At 73.1% G+C, this 18,740-nt stretch carries 14 protein-coding genes and 1 pseudogene; 6 read left to right on the top strand and 9 right to left on the bottom strand.

Translation table 11 applies throughout. The features are described from left to right. Nucleotides 1-20: 20 nt before the first annotated feature. Nucleotides 21-1,064, bottom strand: coding sequence for a FecCD family ABC transporter permease (locus FED44_RS03800; protein WP_244301689.1), 1,044 nt, complete (start codon nt 1,062-1,064; stop codon nt 21-23). A 46-nt stretch (nt 1,065-1,110) separates the two neighbouring features. Next, entirely contained in the window at nt 1,111-2,163 is a 1,053-nt protein-coding gene (locus FED44_RS03795) for a FecCD family ABC transporter permease (protein ID WP_244301688.1), read from the bottom strand. 252 nt (nt 2,164-2,415) lie between these two features. On the opposite strand from FED44_RS03795, the gene FED44_RS03790 reads away from it, so the two are divergent. From FED44_RS03790 to FED44_RS03770, 5 genes are all read left to right on the top strand, one after another. Next, nucleotides 2,416-3,345 (top strand): ABC transporter substrate-binding protein, encoded by a 930-nt coding sequence (locus tag FED44_RS03790; RefSeq protein ID WP_244301687.1) that lies wholly within the window; start codon nt 2,416-2,418, stop codon nt 3,343-3,345. 84 nt (nt 3,346-3,429) lie between these two features. Next, nucleotides 3,430-4,914, top strand: coding sequence for a pyridoxal phosphate-dependent decarboxylase family protein (locus FED44_RS03785; protein ID WP_208758811.1), 1,485 nt, complete (start codon nt 3,430-3,432; stop codon nt 4,912-4,914). A 17-nt stretch (nt 4,915-4,931) separates the two neighbouring features. Further along, nucleotides 4,932-6,227 (top strand): lysine N(6)-hydroxylase/L-ornithine N(5)-oxygenase family protein, encoded by a 1,296-nt coding sequence (locus FED44_RS03780; protein WP_111697452.1) that lies wholly within the window; start codon nt 4,932-4,934, stop codon nt 6,225-6,227. After that, complete coding sequence (locus FED44_RS03775) at nt 6,224-6,817, top strand: GNAT family N-acetyltransferase (RefSeq protein WP_111697453.1); 594 nt, start codon at nt 6,224-6,226, stop codon at nt 6,815-6,817. The genes FED44_RS03780 and FED44_RS03775 overlap by 4 nt, the downstream gene beginning before the upstream one ends. Continuing rightward, nucleotides 6,814-8,703 carry an IucA/IucC family protein gene (locus tag FED44_RS03770; RefSeq protein WP_138459744.1) on the top strand — a complete coding sequence of 630 codons (1,890 nt, stop codon included), beginning with the start codon at nt 6,814-6,816 and terminating at the stop codon, nt 8,701-8,703. Before FED44_RS03775 ends, FED44_RS03770 begins: the two co-directional genes overlap by 4 nt. A gap of 41 nt (nt 8,704-8,744) precedes the next feature. Here FED44_RS03770 and FED44_RS03765 read toward each other — a convergent pair whose 3' ends face one another. The 4 genes from FED44_RS03765 to FED44_RS03750 form a co-directional block, all read right to left on the bottom strand. Continuing rightward, entirely contained in the window at nt 8,745-9,029 is a 285-nt protein-coding gene (locus FED44_RS03765) for a DUF1540 domain-containing protein (RefSeq protein ID WP_111697455.1), read from the bottom strand. Nucleotides 9,030-9,143: 114 nt separating this feature from the next. After that, entirely contained in the window at nt 9,144-9,770 is a 627-nt protein-coding gene (locus FED44_RS03760) for a GAF domain-containing protein (RefSeq protein WP_138459743.1), read from the bottom strand. Then, a complete protein-coding gene (locus tag FED44_RS03755; RefSeq protein ID WP_111697457.1) occupies nt 9,757-10,644 on the bottom strand; it encodes a S8 family peptidase in 888 nt (295 codons plus the stop codon). The genes FED44_RS03760 and FED44_RS03755 overlap by 14 nt, the downstream gene beginning before the upstream one ends. Beyond that, on the bottom strand, nt 10,641-13,715 hold the full coding sequence (locus FED44_RS03750; protein ID WP_138459742.1) for an AAA family ATPase: 3,075 nt from the start codon (nt 13,713-13,715) through the stop codon (nt 10,641-10,643). Before FED44_RS03750 ends, FED44_RS03755 begins: the two co-directional genes overlap by 4 nt. A gap of 149 nt (nt 13,716-13,864) precedes the next feature. On the opposite strand from FED44_RS03750, the pseudogene FED44_RS03745 reads away from it, so the two are divergent. Continuing rightward, nucleotides 13,865-15,082 (top strand): annotated as a pseudogene (locus tag FED44_RS03745) (RNA-guided endonuclease InsQ/TnpB family protein); the annotation flags it as partial. A gap of 34 nt (nt 15,083-15,116) precedes the next feature. On the opposite strand, the gene FED44_RS03740 reads toward FED44_RS03745, so the two are convergent. From FED44_RS03740 to FED44_RS03730, 3 genes are all read right to left on the bottom strand, one after another. Continuing rightward, nucleotides 15,117-15,329 carry an aroma-sacti cluster domain-containing protein gene (locus tag FED44_RS03740; RefSeq protein WP_111697459.1) on the bottom strand — a complete coding sequence of 71 codons (213 nt, stop codon included), beginning with the start codon at nt 15,327-15,329 and terminating at the stop codon, nt 15,117-15,119. A gap of 189 nt (nt 15,330-15,518) precedes the next feature. Further along, the gene (locus FED44_RS03735) at nt 15,519-17,327 is read right to left on the bottom strand and encodes an AfsR/SARP family transcriptional regulator (protein WP_138459740.1); all 1,809 of its coding nucleotides are present in this window, start codon (nt 17,325-17,327) and stop codon (nt 15,519-15,521) included. Between the two features lie 38 nt (nt 17,328-17,365). After that, entirely contained in the window at nt 17,366-18,595 is a 1,230-nt protein-coding gene (locus tag FED44_RS03730; RefSeq protein WP_138459739.1) for an ATP-grasp domain-containing protein, read from the bottom strand. Nucleotides 18,596-18,740 lie beyond the last annotated feature (145 nt).

The following is an 18,740-nucleotide window of genomic DNA, read 5'->3' as shown; positions in this document are numbered from 1 at the left end:
TCCGTTTCCGTTCGTCCTGGTCAAATCCGGCCCGCCTTCCGCTGGGCGGCGAGCAGCCAGACGAGGTACCCGCCGCCGAGCACGCCCGTCACCACTCCCACCGGCAACTGGTGGTCTCCGAACAGTCGTTGCGCCGCGAGGTCGGCGCCGGTCAGCAGCGCGGCGCCCACGCAGGCCGCGGTGAGCAGGTTCGGCCCGGGGGTCCGGGTCATCCGCCGGGCCAGATGCGGCGCGGTGAGCGCCACGAACGACACCGGCCCGGCGGCCGCCGCCGCGAGGGAGGCGAGCAGCACGGCCGCCGCCGTCAGGACGAGTCGCAGTCCCTGCACCCGCACACCGAGGCCGCGGGCCAGGTCGTCGCCCATCTCGGTGATCGCCAGGGGCCGCGCGCAGCCGAGCAGCACCACCGGAACCAGCACCGCCGTCGCGGCGAGCAGGGGGAGGGCGTCCTCCCAGCCGCGGCCGTCCAGACTGCCGGTGAGCCACAGCATGGCGCGGGCCGCCTCCATGAGCCTTCCGCGGGTCAGCAGATAGCCGTTGACTCCTGTGAGGACCGCGGTGGCGCCGATGCCCACCAGCACGAGGCGGTGCCCGTGCAGGCCCCCGCGCCAGGCCAGGAGGTAGATCACGACTCCGGTGACGACGCCGCCGAGCACCGCGCCGCCCGCGAGGGCCGCGCTGCCGCCGCCCGCGACCACCACCAGGAGCGCGCCCGTCGCCGCGCCCTGGGTGAAGCCGAGCAGGTCGGGGCTGCCGAGCGGATTGCGCACGAGCGACTGGAAGATCGCGCCGGCCAGCGCGAGGGCCGCGCCCACGACCAGCGCGGTCACCACCCGGGGCAGCCGGAGTTCGCGTACGACGAAGTCCTCGGCCGGGCCGCCGCCGCCCGCGAGGGTGCGCAGCACGTCCGCCGGGCTCATAGGGTAGTCGCCGCCGCCGACCGTGAGCACGCCGAAGACGAGGGCCAGCAGCAGGCAGCCGATCCCCACGGCCACGGCCCGGGGGCGTACGGCGACGATCCCGGCCACGACGGGCCGCCCGGTGGCGGCGCGGACCACGCTCACCGGCCGCACCTCTCCCACGCCGCCCGCCCGCGCGCGGATCCCGGCCTCACGCCCGCACCTTCCTTCGCACGAAGTACAGGAACAGCGGGCCGCCGAGCACCGCCGTGACGATGCCCGCCTGCAACTCGCCGGGCCGGGCCACGATGCGCCCGAGCACGTCCGCGCCGAGCAGCAGCGCGGGCGCGAGCACCGCGCAGCAGGGGAGCAGCCGGCGCAGGTCGGGGCCGGTCAGCGTCTTCACGAGGTGAGGCACCATGAGCCCGACGAAGACGATCGGCCCGCAGGCCGCCGTCGCCGCCCCGCAGAGCAGCGTCACGGCCACGATGGCGGCCGTACGGATCACGGCGGGACGCGCGCCGAGCGACCGGGCGGAGTCGTCGCCGAGGGCGAGCGCGTTGAGCGGCCGGGCCAGGGCCAGGGCCAGCAGCAGCCCCGCCGCGACGAACGGCGCGACCATGGCCACCGTCCCGCTCTGCGCGCCCGCCAGCGAGCCGACCGTCCAGAAGCGCATCGTCTCCAGCGAGGCCGCGTCGAGCAGCATCGTCCCGTTCACGTACGAGTAGAGCGCGGCGTTGATCGCGGCTCCCGCGAGCGCCAGCCGCGCCGGGGTGGCCGCCCGCCCGCCGCCCACGCCGTACACGAGCACGGACACGGCCGCCGCGCCGGCCAGCGCGAACCAGACGTAGCCCTGGAACGTCGCGACGCCCAGCAGTCCGGCGGCCGTCGCCACCGCGGCGGAGGCCCCCGCGTTGATGCCCAGCAGGCCGGGGTCGGCGAGCGGGTTGCGGGTCAGCGCCTGCATGACCCCGCCCGCCACGCCCAGCGCCGCGCCCGCGAGCAGCCCGAGCAGGGTGCGGGGCAGCCGCATCTCGTGCACCACCGTGTACGCGCCGGATCCGGTGTCCACGAGCCCCTGCCAGACCTCGGCCGGGGACATCGGCCGGGCGCCGAGCCCGAGGCTCAGCACGAGGACGGCGAGCAGGGCGAGCACCGGCCCGACCACTGTGCCGAGCAACGCGGCCACCGGACGGGCTCTCGCCGGATGTTTTCGCGGCACCCGCGCGGGCCCGCTGATCTGCGAGGACTCGGTGACGACCACGGCCGGCTCCATCGGGGCGGGGGACGAATTCCGATCGCCCCTCTGGACAAGAACTTAGGTAAGGGTAACCTAACAATCGATCTGTCCCAAGGGGATGACTGTGCGAGAGAAAGACGAACCGTGCGAAACCTGAACACCACCATGTCCCGTCGCGGGCTCTTCGCCGCGGGCGGAGCCGCCGCTCTCACGCTGGCGCTGGCAGCCTGCGGATCGGGCGGTTCCGCCCCCTCCTCCGCAGGTCAGAGTGCCGGTGTGAGCCAGGGTGCCGCCGCCGGTGAGAGCGCCGGGGCGTGGTCCTTCACCGACGACAGGAAGGAGACGGTCACGGCGGCGGGGGTCCCGGCGCGGGTGGTGGCGTTCACCGGCACGGCGGCGGCCCTCGCCGACTACGGGTTGCAGGACAAGCTGGTCGGCGTGTTCGGCGAGACCAAGCGCGCCGACGGCTCGCCGGAGCCGCAGGCGGGCGACCTGGACGTGGACAAGGTGACGATCCTCGGCAACGTCTGGGGCGAGTTCAACATCGAGAAGTACGCGGCGCTGCGCCCCGACCTGCTCGTCACCCACATGTACGACCCCGGCGCGCTGTGGTACGTGCCGGACGAGAGCAAGGACAAGATCGTCAAGCTCGCCCCCACGGTCGCCGTCAGCGCCGCCCGGGTGCCGATGACCGAGACGATCGAGCGTTACGCCGCCCTCGCCGAGACCCTCGGCGCCGACCTGAAGGCCCCCGGCATCGCCCAGGCCAAGGCGAGGTTCGAGGCCGCGGCCGACAGCGTGCGCAAGGCGGTCGCCGAGAACCCCGGGATCAAGGTGATGGCCGCCTCGGGCAGCCCCGACGTGCTGTACGTCTCCAATCCGAAGGTCAACACCGACCTCATGTACTTCGCCGAGCTGGGGGTCGAGGTCGTCCAGCCCGAGAAGCCCGGCGACGGCGGCTACTACGAGAACCTCAGCTGGGAGAACGCCGGCAAGTACGACGCCGACCTGATCCTGCTCGACAACCGGCCCACCGCGCTGCAGCCCAAGGACCTTGAGGCCAAGCCCGCCTGGCCCAAGCTTCCGGCGGTCAAGGCCGGCCAGGTCGCCGCCTGGGACCCGGTGCCGCGCTTCTCGTACGCGGGCGCCGCGCCGATCCTGGAGAACCTGGCGACGGCGATCCGGAACGCCAAGAAGCTCGGCTGACCCGTACCTCACCGGAAATCACCCGGGCCCCCGTCTGCGCTCCACCGACTTAGGTTTGCCTAGCCTAACTAACTAAGGATGACCATGACCCATCCCCGCGCCGGAGACGCGCGGTCGTATCTGCTCAACGACCACACCGTGGAGGGATACCGGAGCGCGATGGCCGCCGGGACCACCCGCGTGGCCGGCCGGGTCGGCCGGACCGAACGGCCGTTCAGCGGCGTCGCCCCGGCGCGGCTCGCGCCGGAGATCGCCGCGATCGACCTCGAACGGCCGTTGCACGACCACGCCGCCGCGCTCGACGAGCTCGAACGGGTCTATCTGCGCGACGCCGTCTACTTCCACCACCCCCGCTATCTCGCCCACCTCAACTGCCCGGTGGTGCTCCCCGCGCTGCTGGGCGAGGTGGTCCTGTCGGCGGTCAACTCCTCGCTCGACACCTGGGACCAGAGCGCGGGAGGCACGCTCATCGAGCGCCGCCTGGTGGAGTGGACGGCCGGCCGCATCGGCTTCGGCCCGGCCGCCGACGGCGTCTTCACCAGCGGCGGCACCCAGTCGAACCTCCAGGCGCTGTTCCTCGCCCGCGAGGAGGCCCGCGCCGCCGGGGTGCCGCTGTCCCGGCTGCGGGTGATCACGTCGGAGGCGGGTCACTTCAGCGTGCGCAAGGCGGCGACCCTGCTGGGCCTCGGGCCGGAGGCGGTCGTCGCCGTGGAGACCGACGCGGAGCGGCGCATGCGGCCCGGCGGGCTCGCCCGCGAACTCGACCGCTGCCGCCGCGCCGGGCTGACGGTCATGGCCGTCGCCGCCACCGCGGGCACCACCGACTTCGGCTCGATCGACCCGCTGCCGGAGATCTCCCGGCTGTGCGCGGCGGCCGGGGTGTGGCTGCACGTGGACGCGGCGTACGGCTGCGGGCTGCTGGTCTCCCGCAGACGGCGGCACCTGCTCGACGGGATCGAGCGGGCCGACTCGGTCACGGTCGACTTCCACAAGTCCTTCTTCCAGCCGGTCAGCTCGAGCGCGCTGCTGGTGCGGGACGGCGCGGTGCTGCGGCACGCGGCCCACCACGCCGACTACCTCAACCCGCTGCGGATGGCCGAGCGGGGGATCCCCAACCAGGTGGACAAGAGCCTGCAGACCACCCGCCGCTTCGACGCGCTGAAGCTCTGGCTGACCCTGCGCGTGATGGGCGCGGACGCGGTCGGCGAGCTGTTCGACCAGGTGGTGGACCTCGCGGGCGAGGCATACGACATGGTCGCCGCGGACCCGCGCTTCGAGGTCGTCACGCGGTCGCCGCTCAGCACACTGGTCTTCCGCTACCTGCCGCCGGAGGGCCCGGGCCGCGAACTGGCCGACGACGCCAACCTGTACGCCCGGGAGGCGCTGGCCGCCTCCGGCGAGGCCGTCGTCGCGGGGACGACCGTCGACGGCCGCCACTACCTGAAGTTCACCCTGCTCAACCCGGAGACCACGCGGGACGACGTCGCGTACGTCCTCGATCTCCTCGCCGGTCACGCCCAGCGCCACGTGGACGACCTCGTGCCGCTCGCCGCCCCGTCCAGTAGCTGACCACCAGGGAGAAACGCATGTCCGCCCATGATTTCGTCGCCATCGGGCTGGGGCCGTTCAACCTGGGCCTCGCCTGCCTGGCCGAGCCGGTCGCCGGGCTCGACGGGCTGTTCCTGGAGGCGAGGCCCGGCTTCGCCTGGCATCCGGGGATGATGCTCGACTCGGTCACGCTGCAGACGCCGTTCATCGCCGACCTCGTCACGCTGGCCGACCCGACCTCGCCGTACTCCTTCCTGAACTACCTCAAGGAGACCGGCAGGCTCTACCCCTTCTACATCCGGGAGAACTTCTACCAGCTCCGCGCGGAGTACGACGCGTACTGCAGGTGGGCCGCCGGTCGGCTGCGGAGCGTCCGCTTCGGCCACCGGGTGACCTCCGTGACGTACGACGAGGCGGACGGGTGCTACGTCGTCCACGCGCTGACGGACACCGGCGAGCGGACCGAGCACCGCGCCCCGCACCTCGTGCTCGGCACCGGCACCCCGCCGTACGTGCCCGAGCCCTGTCGCGGCCTCGGCGGCGGCGTCGTCCACAACAGCGACTACCTCGCCCGCAAGGAGGACCTGCTGGCCAAGGAGAGCATCACGGTCGTCGGCAGCGGGCAGAGCGCCGCCGAGATCTACCGCGACCTGCTGGCCGGCATCGACACCCACGGCTACCGGTTGAACTGGGTCACGAGGTCGCCGCGGTTCTTCCCGCTGGAGTACACCAAGCTGACCCTGGAGATGACTTCCCCGGACTACGTGGACTACTTCCACGCGCTGCCCGAGGACACCCGCTACCGCCTCGAAGCCGAGCAGAAGTGCCTGCACAAGGGCATCGACGCGGCGCTGATCAACGAGATCTACGACCTGCTGTACACCAAGACCGTCGGCGGGCCGGTCCCGGCGCGACTGCTGACCTGCACCGAACTGCGCGAGGCGGGCTACGACGCGGCCCGGGGCGAGTACACGCTCGGCCTGCGCCACCTGGAGCAGGAGCGCGACTTCACGCTCGTCACGCAGGGCCTCGTGCTGGCCACCGGCTACCGCTACGAGCCGCCCGCCTTCCTCGATCCCGTACGGGACCGCATCCGGTGGGACCGGCGCGGCCGGTTCGACGTGGCCAGGAACTACAGCGTCGACGTCACCGGCCGGGGGATCTTCGTGCAGAACGGCGCGACCCACGCGCACAGCGTCACCTCTCCCGACCTGGGCATGGGCCCGTACCGCAACTCGTGGATCATCGCCCAGATCCTCGGCCGCGAGCACTACCCCATCGAGAAGGCGATCGCCTTCCAGGAGTTCGGCGCCCCCGAGGGGGTGGTCGCGTGAGCGGGATCGTCTTCCGCGGCGTCCACGAAGGGGTCGGCGAACTGGCCCTGCGCCGGCTCGACCCCGACGCCGACGCCGAGATCGTGCACGCCTGGGTGACCCACCCCAAGGCCGTGTTCTGGATGATGGGGGACGCCGACGTCGCCGACGTCGCCGAGGAGTACCGCCGGATCGTGGCGCACCCGCACCGCGACGCCTACCTCGGGCTGGTGGACGGGCGTCCGGCCTTCCTGGCCGAGCGGTACGACCCCGCCCGGGTCGAGCTGGCGGGCCGGTACGACGCGCGGGACGGCGACGTGGGCATGCACTTCCTCTGCGCGCCCACCGGCGCCCCGGTCCACGGCTTCTCCCGCGCCGTGATCACCACCGTGCTGGAGATGCTGTTCGCCGACCCGGCGGTGCGGCGGGTGGTCGTCGAGCCCGACGTGCGCAACACCGCCGTCCACGCGCTGAACGCGGCCGTCGGCTTCGAGGTCGTCGGCGTGATCGCCAAACCGGAGAAGGAGGCCCTGCTGAGCGTGTGCACGCGCGAGCGATTCCACGCCGCCACCGTCGCGGCCGGTGTGCGGGGGGAGGGGACGTACCGGTGACCGGCCCCGGAGACCGCGCCGCCGATCCGGCCGGAACCCCCACCGGAGACGCCGCCGAGCACTCTGCCGAGAAATCCGCCGGGAGCCTCGCCGGAGATCCTGCCGGCGATCCTGTCGCGGCGGTCGCCCACCTCACCCCGGCGACCTGGGAGAAGGCCAACCGGCGGCTGGTCCGCAAGGCGCTCGCCGAGTTCGCCCACGAGCGGCTGCTCGTCCCGCGCCCGCTCGGCGACGGCCGGTACGCCGTACGGTCCGACGACGGCACCGTGGAATACCGCTTCACCGCCACGGTGATGTCGCTCGACCACTGGCACATCGGCGAGATCACCCGGCACCGCACGACGGGCGAGGCCCTGCCTCTCGACGCACTGGATCTCGTCGTGGAGATGCGCGGCTCCCTCGGGCTGACCGACGAGATCCTCCCCGTCTACCTGGAGGAGATCTCCTCCACGCTGGCGAGCCTCGCGTACAAGCTGACCAGGCGTACGGCCGGCGCGGACGAACTGGCGAAGGCCGGCTTCCAGGAGATCGAGGCCGCGATGACCGAGGGACATCCGTGCTTCGTGGCCAACAGCGGCCGGATCGGCTACGGGATCGACGACCACCACCGGTACGCCCCCGAGGCCGCCGCCCCCGTACGCCTGATCTGGCTGGCCGCCCACCGGGACCACTGCGTGTTCTCCTGCTCCGGCGACATCGACTACGAGCGGCTGACGCGCGGCGAACTCGGCGAGGAGACCCTCGCCCGCTTCGCGGGCACGCTCACCGGCCTCGGCCTCGACATGACCGACTATCTGCTCCTTCCGGTGCACCCGTGGCAGTGGTGGAACAAGCTGTCGGTCACCTTCGCCGCGGCGGTCGCCACACGGCGCCTGGTCTGCCTGGGCCCCGGCGACGACGACTACCTCCCCCAGCAGTCGGTGCGCACGTTCTTCAACGCCGGCGCGCCGTCGAAGCACTACGTGAAGACCGCGTTGTCGGTGCTCAACATGGGCTTCATGCGCGGCCTGTCCGCGGCGTACATGGAGGCCACCCCGGCGATCAACGACTGGCTCGCCGGCCTGCTGCGGGACGACGAGGTCTTCCGCGCGACCCGCCTGACGATCATCCGCGAACGGGCCGCCGCCGGCTACCGCGACCGCCTGTACGAGTCGGCCACCCGTCCCCATTCGCCGTACCGGAAGATGCTCGCGGCGCTCTGGCGGGAGAGCCCGGTGGCGGGCCTGGAGCCGGGCAGGCGCCTGGCCACCATGGCCTCCCTCCTGCACGTCGACGAGGCGGGCCGGTCGTTCGTGGCGGCGCTGATCGAGCAGTCGGGCCTGCCGCCCGAGGTGTGGCTGCGGCGCTACCTCGACGCCTATCTCACCCCGCTGCTGCACGCCTTCTACGCGTACGGCCTCGCGTTCATGCCGCACGGCGAGAACGTGATCCTGGTGCTCGACGGCGGCGCGGTGGAGCGGGTGATCTTCAAGGACATCGCCGAGGAGATCGTGGTGATGGACCCGGACACGGACCTGCCGCCCGGCGTGCGGCGGATCCGCGCCGAGGTGCCCGAGGACATGCGCCTACTGTCGATCTTCACCGACGTGTTCGACTGCTTCCTGCGCTTTCTCAACGCGATCCTGGCCACGGGCGGCGTGCTCGGCGAGGAGGCGTTCTGGCGGACGGTCGCCGAGTGCGCGGCGGACTACCGCCGGTCGGCGCCCCATCTCGCCGAGCGGTTCCGGCGCCACGACCTGTTCGCGGAGACGTTCGCGCTCTCGTGCCTCAACCGCCTGCAACTGCGCGACAACCGGCAGATGGTGGACCTCGCCGACCCGTCGGCCGCGCTCCAGACGGCCGGCGACCTGGTCAACCCGATCGCCCGGTACGCACCGCCCGCCTGAGCGGCGTCCGCCTGAGCACCGGCCGCCTCGCGGCGGGCGGCTCAGGCGGGCGCGTACGTCATGCAGTCGGCCTCGTCCTGCACGGGACCGATGTCGATTCCGGGCGCCTGGCACTCCAGCGCCACGTTGTGCCGGCAGTCGAACATCTTGCACGCGCCCACGCGGCCCACGGTCTGCTGGTCACCGCCCGGCCCCCCGGTGGTGAAGAAGGTGTCGCAGTGCGCGTGGGACAGGTCGCCGACCGTGATGGCGGTCGCGTGGCACCTGCGGTCACGGTTGTACGCGCACGAGGTGGCCTCGCAACGGTTGACAACGGGCATCTCCATGAGCGGCGTCCCCCCTGGCAGTCACGGCTTTCGCCCGGCTCATACCGCTGTTGACCAGGTCGGCAATCTCCCCGACGCCACCAGACTCGGCCAAGCCATGCCAGGGGAGCAGCACTAGTGCAGCAGTTCCTCGGCGACGGCGAGGAGCTTCAGGGCGGTGGGGTCGGCGGCCCCGGCGCCCCTGGGCACCCGGTCGGAGATCCGCTGCAGCAGGAGGTGGACGTCGTCCCCGCCGGCCGCGGCCGGGAGCGCCGCCTCCGACCGCCGCAGCCGCAGCAGCAGCTCCAGGCCGTACGCGGCCTGGGCGGCGAGCATCGCGAGGAGGTCCACGTCGGCGAGCTCGCCCCGCCAGTCGGAGGACCTGTCGAGCACCTCCAGAACGCCGATGCAGCTCTCCTCCCGGATGACCGGCGCCGCCATGATGCTGTGCGGGACGTATCCCGTGGACTCGGCGGCGTCGTGGGCGAACTGCGGCACGGCGGTCACCTCGTCGGCGATCATGGGCTGGCCGCTCGCCGCGACCCAGCCCGCGATGCCCGTGCCGGACGGGAAGCGCGTGCCGACGAGGTGCTTCTCCCCCTCGCCCGACACGGCCTCGAAGACCAGCTCGCCGGTCTCCTGGTCCACCAGGAAGACCGACGCCGCGGCGGAGGCGAACACGTGCCGGGCGACCTCGACGGTCGACTGCAGCAGCCTGCGCTCGGTGATTTCGCTCTCGGAGCGCCGTTCAGGCACGGACATGCGCGTCTCCCTTGGATACGACGACGTTGCTGGCGGCCAGGTAGAGCACGGACTTGAGCTGGAAGGGGGTCATCCACCGGTGCCTGCTCAGGGCGAGCGCGCACATCCCGGTGATGTGCGGCGCGGCGAAGCTGTTCCCGGTGCTGCGGATCTCCCTGCCGCCACGCCAGGCCACCCGCACCCGGACGCCCCTCGCGTAGAACTCGGCCGGCGGCGCGGGGTTGTAGTAGTAGGTCATCGGGTCGGGCTCGTCGTGGCTGGCCACGGAGATGACCGAGGAGAACGTCCAGGGGAAGCTGACCACCGGCATGTTGTGCGCCGCGGCCACGAGCAGGCAGCGCCGGAAGTACGCGCGGTCGGCCAGCTCGTGCAGCTCGGGCAGGAACTGGCTCCTGGTGGTGGACAGGCTGAGGTTGACGAGGTCGAACCCCTCCTCGACGGCCCAGCGCAGACCGGCGAGGAGGGCGGCGCCGCTGCCGGACCGGCCGTCGGTCAGCACCCGCACCGAGGTCAGCGAGACGGCCGGGGCGATCGAGCGGATCACACCGGCGCACGCGGTGCCGTGCCCCACCGGGTCGGCCGGGTCGCAGTCGACGACCGTGAGGTCCCCGCCGTCGTCGGCGACCACCAGCGAACGGTCCAGGTGGCCGACCCGCGGGTGGGAGGCGTCCACCCCGGTGTCGAGCACGCAGACGCGCACCCCCGCCCCGTCGGCGGGCCCCGTGCCGTCGTCGCCCCACGCCCATTCCCTGGTGACCTCCTCCAGGCGGCTCACGCCGAACTCCTCCGGCGCCAGCCGTGAGGTCGCCAGGCTCCAGGCCGGCACGCCCGGGAACTGCTCACGCCGCTCGCGGCGCCAGGGGGGCTGTGTCACGGTAGCCTCTCCTCCTCGATCCACCGGCGTACCCGCCGGGCGGGCAGCTCCGCGCCCTTGGCCGCGTACCCCCGCAGCGCGCGGGCCGCGGCCTCGGCCGCCGGGCCGGTGCGCCCGGCCGCGTGGTGGACCTTCGCCAGGTCGGCCAGCACGTCCCCGCGCAGGCAGGGGTCGTCGGTCCGGGCGAGCAGCTCCTCCGCGCGGGCGGCGAGAGCGCCCGCCGCGCCGTGGTCGCCGTCGAGGGACGCGACCCAGGCGCTCAGCGCGAGAAGGGTCAGCTCACCGCGGGCCTGCAGTCGCGTGCCCGTCGCGCGGAGCCGCGCCAGCTCTCCCGCGGCCTCGGCGTGACGGCCCAGCCGCAGCAGCTCGCGCGCCGCGTACAGCTCCAGCGTCCTGGCCGGCTCGGACTGGCCCACCCGGTGGAGGTCGGCCGCCGCCCGGCGGAACAGCGCCTCGGCCTCGGCGTGCCGCCCGACGAGCGACTCCACCAGCCCGCGCACCTGGAGGACCGCGGCCGCGGCCAGGTCGAGGTGGAGGTCCCGGGCGTGCCGGTCGGCGGCGTGGAGGACGGCCCACGCCTCGGCGACGTCACCGGCCAGCGCGAGCAGGCGCGCCTCGGTGACCAGGACGGGCAGGAGCATCGCCCGGTCGGCGCAGAACCTGGCCGACAGACCGGCGCACAGGGAAAGCCCCTCCGCCAGCGGGGTGGGGGACCACTGCGCCAGCTCGCACAACCCGCTGAGCAGGCGGCTCTCCTCGTATCTGTCGCCGAGGGAGCGGGCCCGGTCCAGAGCCTCGCGCAGCGCGGCCTCGGCCGCCCCGAAGCGGCCCTCGCCGATGCGCAGCAGCGCCTCCAGGTGGTGGAACCGGCACCAGCCGAGATCGTCGCCTGGGTCGGCGGCCAGCAGGTCCCGGAACGGCTTGGCCGAGGCTGGCCGGGTGCCGAAGCGCACCGCCAGCGTCTCGCGCTGGACCGCGCACGTGAGCCGGGTGCGCGGGTCGCCCGGCAGCATCCGCTCGGCCATGTCCAGCGCGGCGTACGGCCGGTCGGCCTCGCCCCGGGCCAGGCCGGCGTCGCAGATGCGTACGGCGAGCGGCCGGTGCTCGGGGTGCCCGGCCGGCAGCAGGTCGCGCCCCCGCTCCAGCAGGGCGATGGCCGCGGGCAGGTCCTTGCGGTGCAGGGCCCGGGTGCCCTCGCCGACGAGGGCGCGGGCGGCCCGCTCGGTCAGCGCCGGCAGCAGCGGGTCGTCCGGCCGCACCTCGCGCTTGAGCAGGCAGGCGGTCTCCAGATGGTGGGTCAGGTCGCCGTGCGACGACTCCTCCCCGGACGAGGACGAGACGGCGGCCTCAGCCCGCCCCGAGCGCCCGGAGATCCGGTCGGCGAGGGCCAGATGCCATGTGGCCCGCAGGTCCTTGCGGGTCATGGCGTAGACCGTGTCGCGGGTCAGCGTCTGGGTGAAGTGGAACGACCCCGCCGCCTCCCCGCGCCGGACCAGGCGCCTGCGGATCAGGAGCCCGACCGTCTCGTCGACGTCGAACCGGGTCTCCGGCTGCGCCGCGCAGAGGACGCCGAGCTGGTCGAGGGTGAAGACGTGGCCGATCGTCGCGGCCCGTTCGAGCACGTCGCGCTCCCCGTCGTCGAGCAGGTCGAGCCGCGCGCCGAGCAGCGCCTGGATGGTGCGCGGCAGCGGGGCGTCCTCCCCCTCCTCGGCCAGCGTCTCCAGCAGCAGTTCGGCGAACAGCGGGTTGCCGTCGGAGCTCTCCGCGACCCGCCGGAACAGGGCCGGGCCGGTGGCCACGGCGTGGGCGACCACCTCGCCCTCCGGCGACCGGAGCTCGGCGAGCCCGGCGACCAGCCGCTCCATCTGCGCCATGTCCAGCGCGCCGAGCTCGAACGCGACGGCGCGGCCGACGTCGATCCCCCAGGAGGGCCGCGCCTCCAGCAGCTCGGGGCGGGCCACCCGTACGACCAGGACCGGCACGTCGACCAGCCACGTCGTGAGGTCGTCGATCAGGTCGAGGAGGGTCGGCTCGGCCCAGTGGAGGTCCTCCCAGACCACCACCAGCGGCTCGCGCCGGGCCAGCGCCTCGAACAACGCGCACACCGCCCGTGCGATCTCCTCGACGCCCGCGTCCTCTCCCGTACGCGGCGGGCGTGCGGCGTGCGCGGTCACCAGGCCGCGAAGGGCGGCGCCGCTCGCCGCCTCCAGCGTGTCCGGCCAGTCGTCGCCGAGGGACTCGATCATCTCCGCGATGGGGCGATAGGTGATTCCGGCGCCGTACGAGCGGCACCTCCCGGTGAGCACGGTGACCTCGGCGGGCAGTTCGTGGACGAAGTCGCGTACGAGCCGGGACTTGCCGATGCCCGGCACGCCGAACACGGTCACCACCCGGCACCGGTGGTCCCGCACCGCCTCCCGGTACGCCGTGCGGAGCCGCGCGGTCTCCGCGGCGCGGCCGATGAGCGGGACCTGGTCGTCGTCGTCCCCGGCGTCCGGCTCCACCGAGGTCACCCGCCAGGCCCGCACGGGGTTGCTCTTGCCCTTCAGGGTGAGCGGCGGCACGGGCTCCAGCCGCGCCTGGGCGCGGACCAGGCGCGCGACCTCGTCCCCGACGAGGATCTCGCCGATGCCCGCGGCGGACTGCAGGCGGGCGGCCGTGTTGACGGTGTCGCCGATGACGCGCAGGTCCGCTCCCGGGGTGGGGATGACCACCGCCTCCCCGGCGCTGACGCCGCAGTGCACGTCGAGCCGGATGCCGTGCGTGGGAGCGAGGCCGTCGCTCAGCTCCCGCACCCCCTGCAGCGCGGCGTGGGCGGCGCGGACCGCCCGGAGCGCGTCGTCCTCACGGCCGGCGGGGATGCCGAAGACCGCCATGATCGCGTCCCCGATGTACTTCTCCACCACGCCGCCGTGCTCGCTGATCCCGGAGGTGCACGCCTGGTAGTAGCGGTCGAGGACGTCCCGGAGAAGCTCGGGATCGAGCCGTTCGGCCAGCTCCGTCGAGCCCACCAGGTCGATGAAGACGACCACGACGTTCCGGCGCGCAGGGCGGGCCGCCCCGGCGGTCATCAAGATCCTCCGTGGCAACCCCCGCCTTCGGGCGGGGGAGGAATCGGGCTCGCCGCGAAGCGGGGCAGGGGTCGGCGGTTCACTGCCAGTTGGAGTTCCATGCGAACAAACATGCGATTCTCGGCCGGGCGGGTGGCATGATGTGCGGCATGGCGCAGACGGTGAAGCGGGCCTACCGGTACCGCTTCTACCCGACCCCCGAGCAGGCGTGCGAGCTTGCCCGGACGTTCGGGTGCGTGCGCCTGGTCTACAACAAGGCGCTGGAGGAACGCACCCGCGCCTACGCCCTGGAAGGCCGCCGGGTCTCCTACGCGGAGTCCTCGGCCATGCTCACGGTCTGGAAGCGTAGCGAGGAGCTGGCGTTCCTGGCTGAGGTGTCCAGTGTGCCGTTGCAGCAGGCGCTGCGGCACCTGCAGGCCGCCTTCGCGAACTTCTTCGCCAAGCGGGCCAGGCATCCGGTGTTCAAGTCGCGCAAGAAGTCGCGGGCGTCGGCCGAATACACCCGCTCGGCGTTCCGCTACCGGGACGGCCGGCTCACGCTGGCGAAGATGCACGACCCGCTGGACATCGTGTGGTCGCGTCCGCTCCCGCAGGGGGCGGAGCCGTCCACGGTGACCGTGAGCAGGGACCCGGCCGGGCGGTGGTTCGTGTCCCTCCTGGTCGAGGAGACGATCCGCCCCCTCGCCCCCGCAGGGGACATGGTCGGGGTGGACGCGGGGATCACCAGCCTGGTGACCCTGTCCCGCCCGATCCCCGATCTGACCGACCAGGACGGCAAGGTCGCCAATCCCCGGCATGAGCGGGCCGGCCGCAGGCGCCTGGCCAAGGCCCAGCGCTCGCTGGCGCGTAAAGCGGCGGACAGCGCGAACCGGGCCAGGGCCCGGCTGAAGGTCGCCCGCGCCCACGCCCGGATCGCCGACCGGCGCCGGGACTTCCTGCACAAGCTGTCGACTCGGCTCGTCCGCGAGAACCAAGCGGTCGTGATCGAGGACCTCACCGTCCGCGCCATGGTCAAGAACCACTCGCTGGCCCGCGCCATCTCCGATGCCGGATGGTGGCAACTGCGGTCGATGCTGGAGTACAAAGCCGGATGGTACGGGCGGGAACTCGTCGTGATCGACCGGTGGTTTCCCTCCTCCAAGCTGTGCTCGGCCTGCGGGGCACTGCAGAAGTCGATGCCGCTGAACGTCCGGGTCTGGGAGTGCACCTGCGGCGCGATCCATGACCGGGACGTCAACGCCGCCAGGAACATCCTCGCCGCCGGGCTGGCGGAGAGGTGAAACGCCTGTGGAGCTGGTGTAAGACCTCAACGAGAGCCCTCTCGGACGAGGCGACCGGCGGTGAAGCAGGAGACCCGACCGGCGACGGTCGGAATCCCCTCCCTTCAGGAAGGGGAGGATGTCAAACGAGCTTTAGCTCCTGGCCCTCGACCTCGCCCGCGGCCTCGTCCAGGCGGGTCTTGATCGAGTTCAGCAGCTCGACCTCCGGCCTGCTCAGTTCGGCGAACACCTGCCGCTGCCGCTCGTTGAGCAGGTCCACCGGATGCCCCGCCTCGCGCAGGGCCGTCAGCGGGTCGAACGGCGCCGGCCCGGTCTGAACGTCGTGGCTGTTCAACGGCCCACCTCCTGGTCGTGCCTGGCCTGCCGGCCACTGTGGTACGCCGCCAACGGTAGGGACGAGGGGTTCAGGGCCAGTATGGCGACGCCATGCCGCCGCCATACTGGCCGCGCGTTCGCCTCGCTCGGCCCCGCCCTGAGAAGCCATGGCGTGCCCACCGGTCCCGGTCCGGATGATCCCGGTCCGTCAGCGCTCCCGGTTTCCGTGCAGTTCGGCCGCGAACCGGTGGGCGAGCGGTGACATCGCGTACGCCAGGGAGTGGGCGACCACCTCGGCGTCGGCCGGGGTCTGCGAGATCGACAGGACGCCGGCCTCCAGGAGGGACTCGACGACCCGCTCGCCCGGTTCGCCGGCGCGGTCCAGGGCCTCGACGAGTTCCTCGTGCCCGAAGACCGGGCCGCCGAGCGCGCCCAGGGCGAGGAACGCGGTGCGGTGCGGCCACGACGGGTGGGCGTAGGACTCCTCGAACCGCCGGCGCAGCGACACGTCCCCGGCGACGAACTCGTCCAGCACGTTCGCGGTCCGGTCCAGCCGCTCGGCCAGCAGACTGAGCGGCAGGTGCCACAGCCCGGCGAGCCGGGCCCCCAGCAGGCGCAGGACCAGGGGCGACAGCCCGTACCTCCGGAAGATCCGCAGGACGGCGGGCAGGTCCCCGGCCACCCGGTCACGGCCGATCACCCGGCTCAGGAACTCGACGCCCTCGCTCGCGGACAGGTCTCCGAGACCGATCCGGGCCACCGACTCCAGCCCGCTGAGCCTGCTCCGGCTCGTCACCAGGACCCGGCTCGACGTGGTGCCGGGAAGCAGCACGCGTACGCTCGCCTCGTCCGGCGCGTCGTCGAGGACCAGCAGGATCTTCCGGTCGGCGAGCCAGGACCGCCAGACGGACGCCAGCGCGTCGTCCTCGCGCACGCCGGTGACATCCAGGCCCACGCTCTCCAGGATCTCCCGCTGGACGCCGGCGGCCGGCCGGGGGACGCCGTCGCGCCGCAGCGGGATCACCACGGCGCCGTCCGGATAGCGGAGGGCCAGCAGGTGCGCGACGTGTACGGCGAGGGCGGTCTTGCCGGCGCCCAGCCCGCCGGTGATCACCGTCACGTGGGCGGGCTCCTCGAGGACGCGCCGCACCTCCGTCTCCCGGCCGACGAAGTCGTCGACGTCGCGGGGCAGCCGGTTCGCCAGGGCCCGTACGGCCCGGGGGCGGGCGGCGGCGCCGGCCAGGCCGGGAAGCCGCGGGGGCGGAGGCCCGTCACCGCGGAGGATGGTCTGGTAGAGCTGCCTGATCAGCGGGCTGGGGTCGATGCCCATCTCGGCGGCGAGGTGCCGCCGCAGGCCCTCGAAATGGGACAAGGCCTCGGCGGCCCGCCCGCACCGCGACAGCGCCGTCATCCTCGCCGCGGCGACGCGCTCGCGGGCGGGGAACCGCGCGGCGACGACGTCGAGGGAGCCCAGGGCCTCGACGTGGTGGCCGAGCTCGATCTCCAGTTCCACCCAGTCCTCGTAGACCGACAGGAAGAGCTCGGTGAAGCGGCCCACCTCGGCGGCGACGAGCGGGACGTGGCGGAACTCGACCAGCGGCCGTTCGTGCCACATGCTGACGGCGTCGCCCAGCAGCGTGGCGGCGGACGGGAGGTCTCCGCTCCGGACGGCGGCGCGGCCCGACCTGCTCAGTTCCAGGAAGCGCAGCAGGTCGAGTTCCTCGCGGTCGGCGCGCATCCGGTAGCCCCACCCCTGGAAGCTGATCCGGTCGCCCACGATCTTGCGCAGCGCGGACACGTAGACCTGCAGGTTCTTGCGCGCAGTGCGTGGCGGGGTCTCGCCCCACAGACAGTCGATCAACTGCTCCGACGGGATGACCGCGTTCGCGTGGCACAGCAGGATCGCCAGGAGCAGTCGTTGTTTCGGAGCGCCGATGACCGCGCGGTGATCCGCCACTTGGACCTCCAGCGGACCGAGAATCGAGCAGTGCAGTCGCGGTGAGATCGCGTCACCCATGGTGCGTTCCTTGGTCCCGGTCTCCGCGGCGACCCCGGTCACCGGACGGAACCGGCTGTCCGGGCGCCCAGCAGGAGGAAGTCGACGAGGTCGAGCGGCGCCGGGGGCACGGCGTTGCCCAGGGCCGCCAGATGGAGCGTTCGTGTCGCGAGCGCGGCCGCCGTGGAGACCGCGTGTCCCCCGGCCTTCGCCTCGAACCAGCGCCAGTCGCCGTCCGCGTTCACTTCCAGGAACACCACCTCGTCCTTCCTGAGAAGCAGGTCGAAGGCGCCGTACGTCATCCCCCACAGGCCCGCGAGCCGCCGTACGGCGTCGGCGGCCGCGGGCGGGACGGCGACCGGGGTGACCGTCACCTCGCCCTCCTCGCGCCACGGCGAGTCAGGGGACCGCTTGCCCACGGCGTACGCGTGCAGGGCGCCGGCGACGTGGTAGACCCGCAGCTCGGTGTCGTGTTCGACGTACTCCTGCACGATGACGGGGTAGTCGAGGGCGGGCCGGCGCAGCACCTCCTCGCGGGCCGCGACCTCGGGGAAGACCCCGGTCAGGAGCCCGGGCTCGGTCTCGACGAAGTGCTCCTCGACGACCTTGACGACGACTCTGGGCCCGTCCATGGCGGCCGCGGCCTTCGCCGGGCTGGTGGTGACGACCGTACGGGGGACGCGGACACCGGCCCTCGCCGCACCGGCGAGCTGTTCCAGCCTGCCGGGCCGGTTGCCGGGCAGCCTCGCCGGGGCCAGCGAGCAGAGCTGGCGGACCAGCGCGTGCCAGGACTCGGCGCGGAGGAGGGTCTCCACGGCGTCCGCCGTCGCGGGCATGGCCCGGGGCGAGAAGTGGCGCGCCCACACGACGGTCGGCGCGATGCGGCGGCCGTCCAGGTCGAGCACACCGCACATCCCGCCGCCGGTCGCCCCGCCGGTCGTGCCGCCCGCGACACCGTTCGCGTCGCCGGCGCCGACCGTGGCGCCGACTGTGGCGGACAGCCGCAGCGAGGCGATGGTCTCGGCGTCGACGCGCACGCTCGGCACGCCGAGGTGGTGCAGGGCGTCCTGGAGGACGGCGAACTCGGCGCAGCCCGCGCGGTCGGCCAGCACGACGCAGGGCAGGGCCTCCGCGTCCGGCTCGCTGCCCGGCTGAATGTCCACCGGCCGCCACGACACCGATCCCGGCGTTCCGCGCAGGTCGACGGTGAGGGGAGGGCCGTACGACCGGGCGGGGCCGGCCGTGCCGGAGACGCCGGAGACGCCGGAGACGCCGGCGGCGCTCAGCAAGGCGTGACCGTAGTCGTGTGCGGGCCGGATCCGGCGGATCGTCCCGGCGGCACCCCCGCCGGTTTCGTCTTCATGATCACGCCCATACTTAACAAGTCAACGGCGACCGCGGTTTAATGTCAATAGAACCATATATGGCCGATTG

Source organism: Microbispora triticiradicis, assembly GCF_005864065.1.
In the GTDB taxonomy this organism is placed as follows: domain Bacteria; phylum Actinomycetota; class Actinomycetes; order Streptosporangiales; family Streptosporangiaceae; genus Microbispora; species Microbispora triticiradicis.
This window is presented reverse-complemented; position numbering and strand designations above follow the sequence as displayed.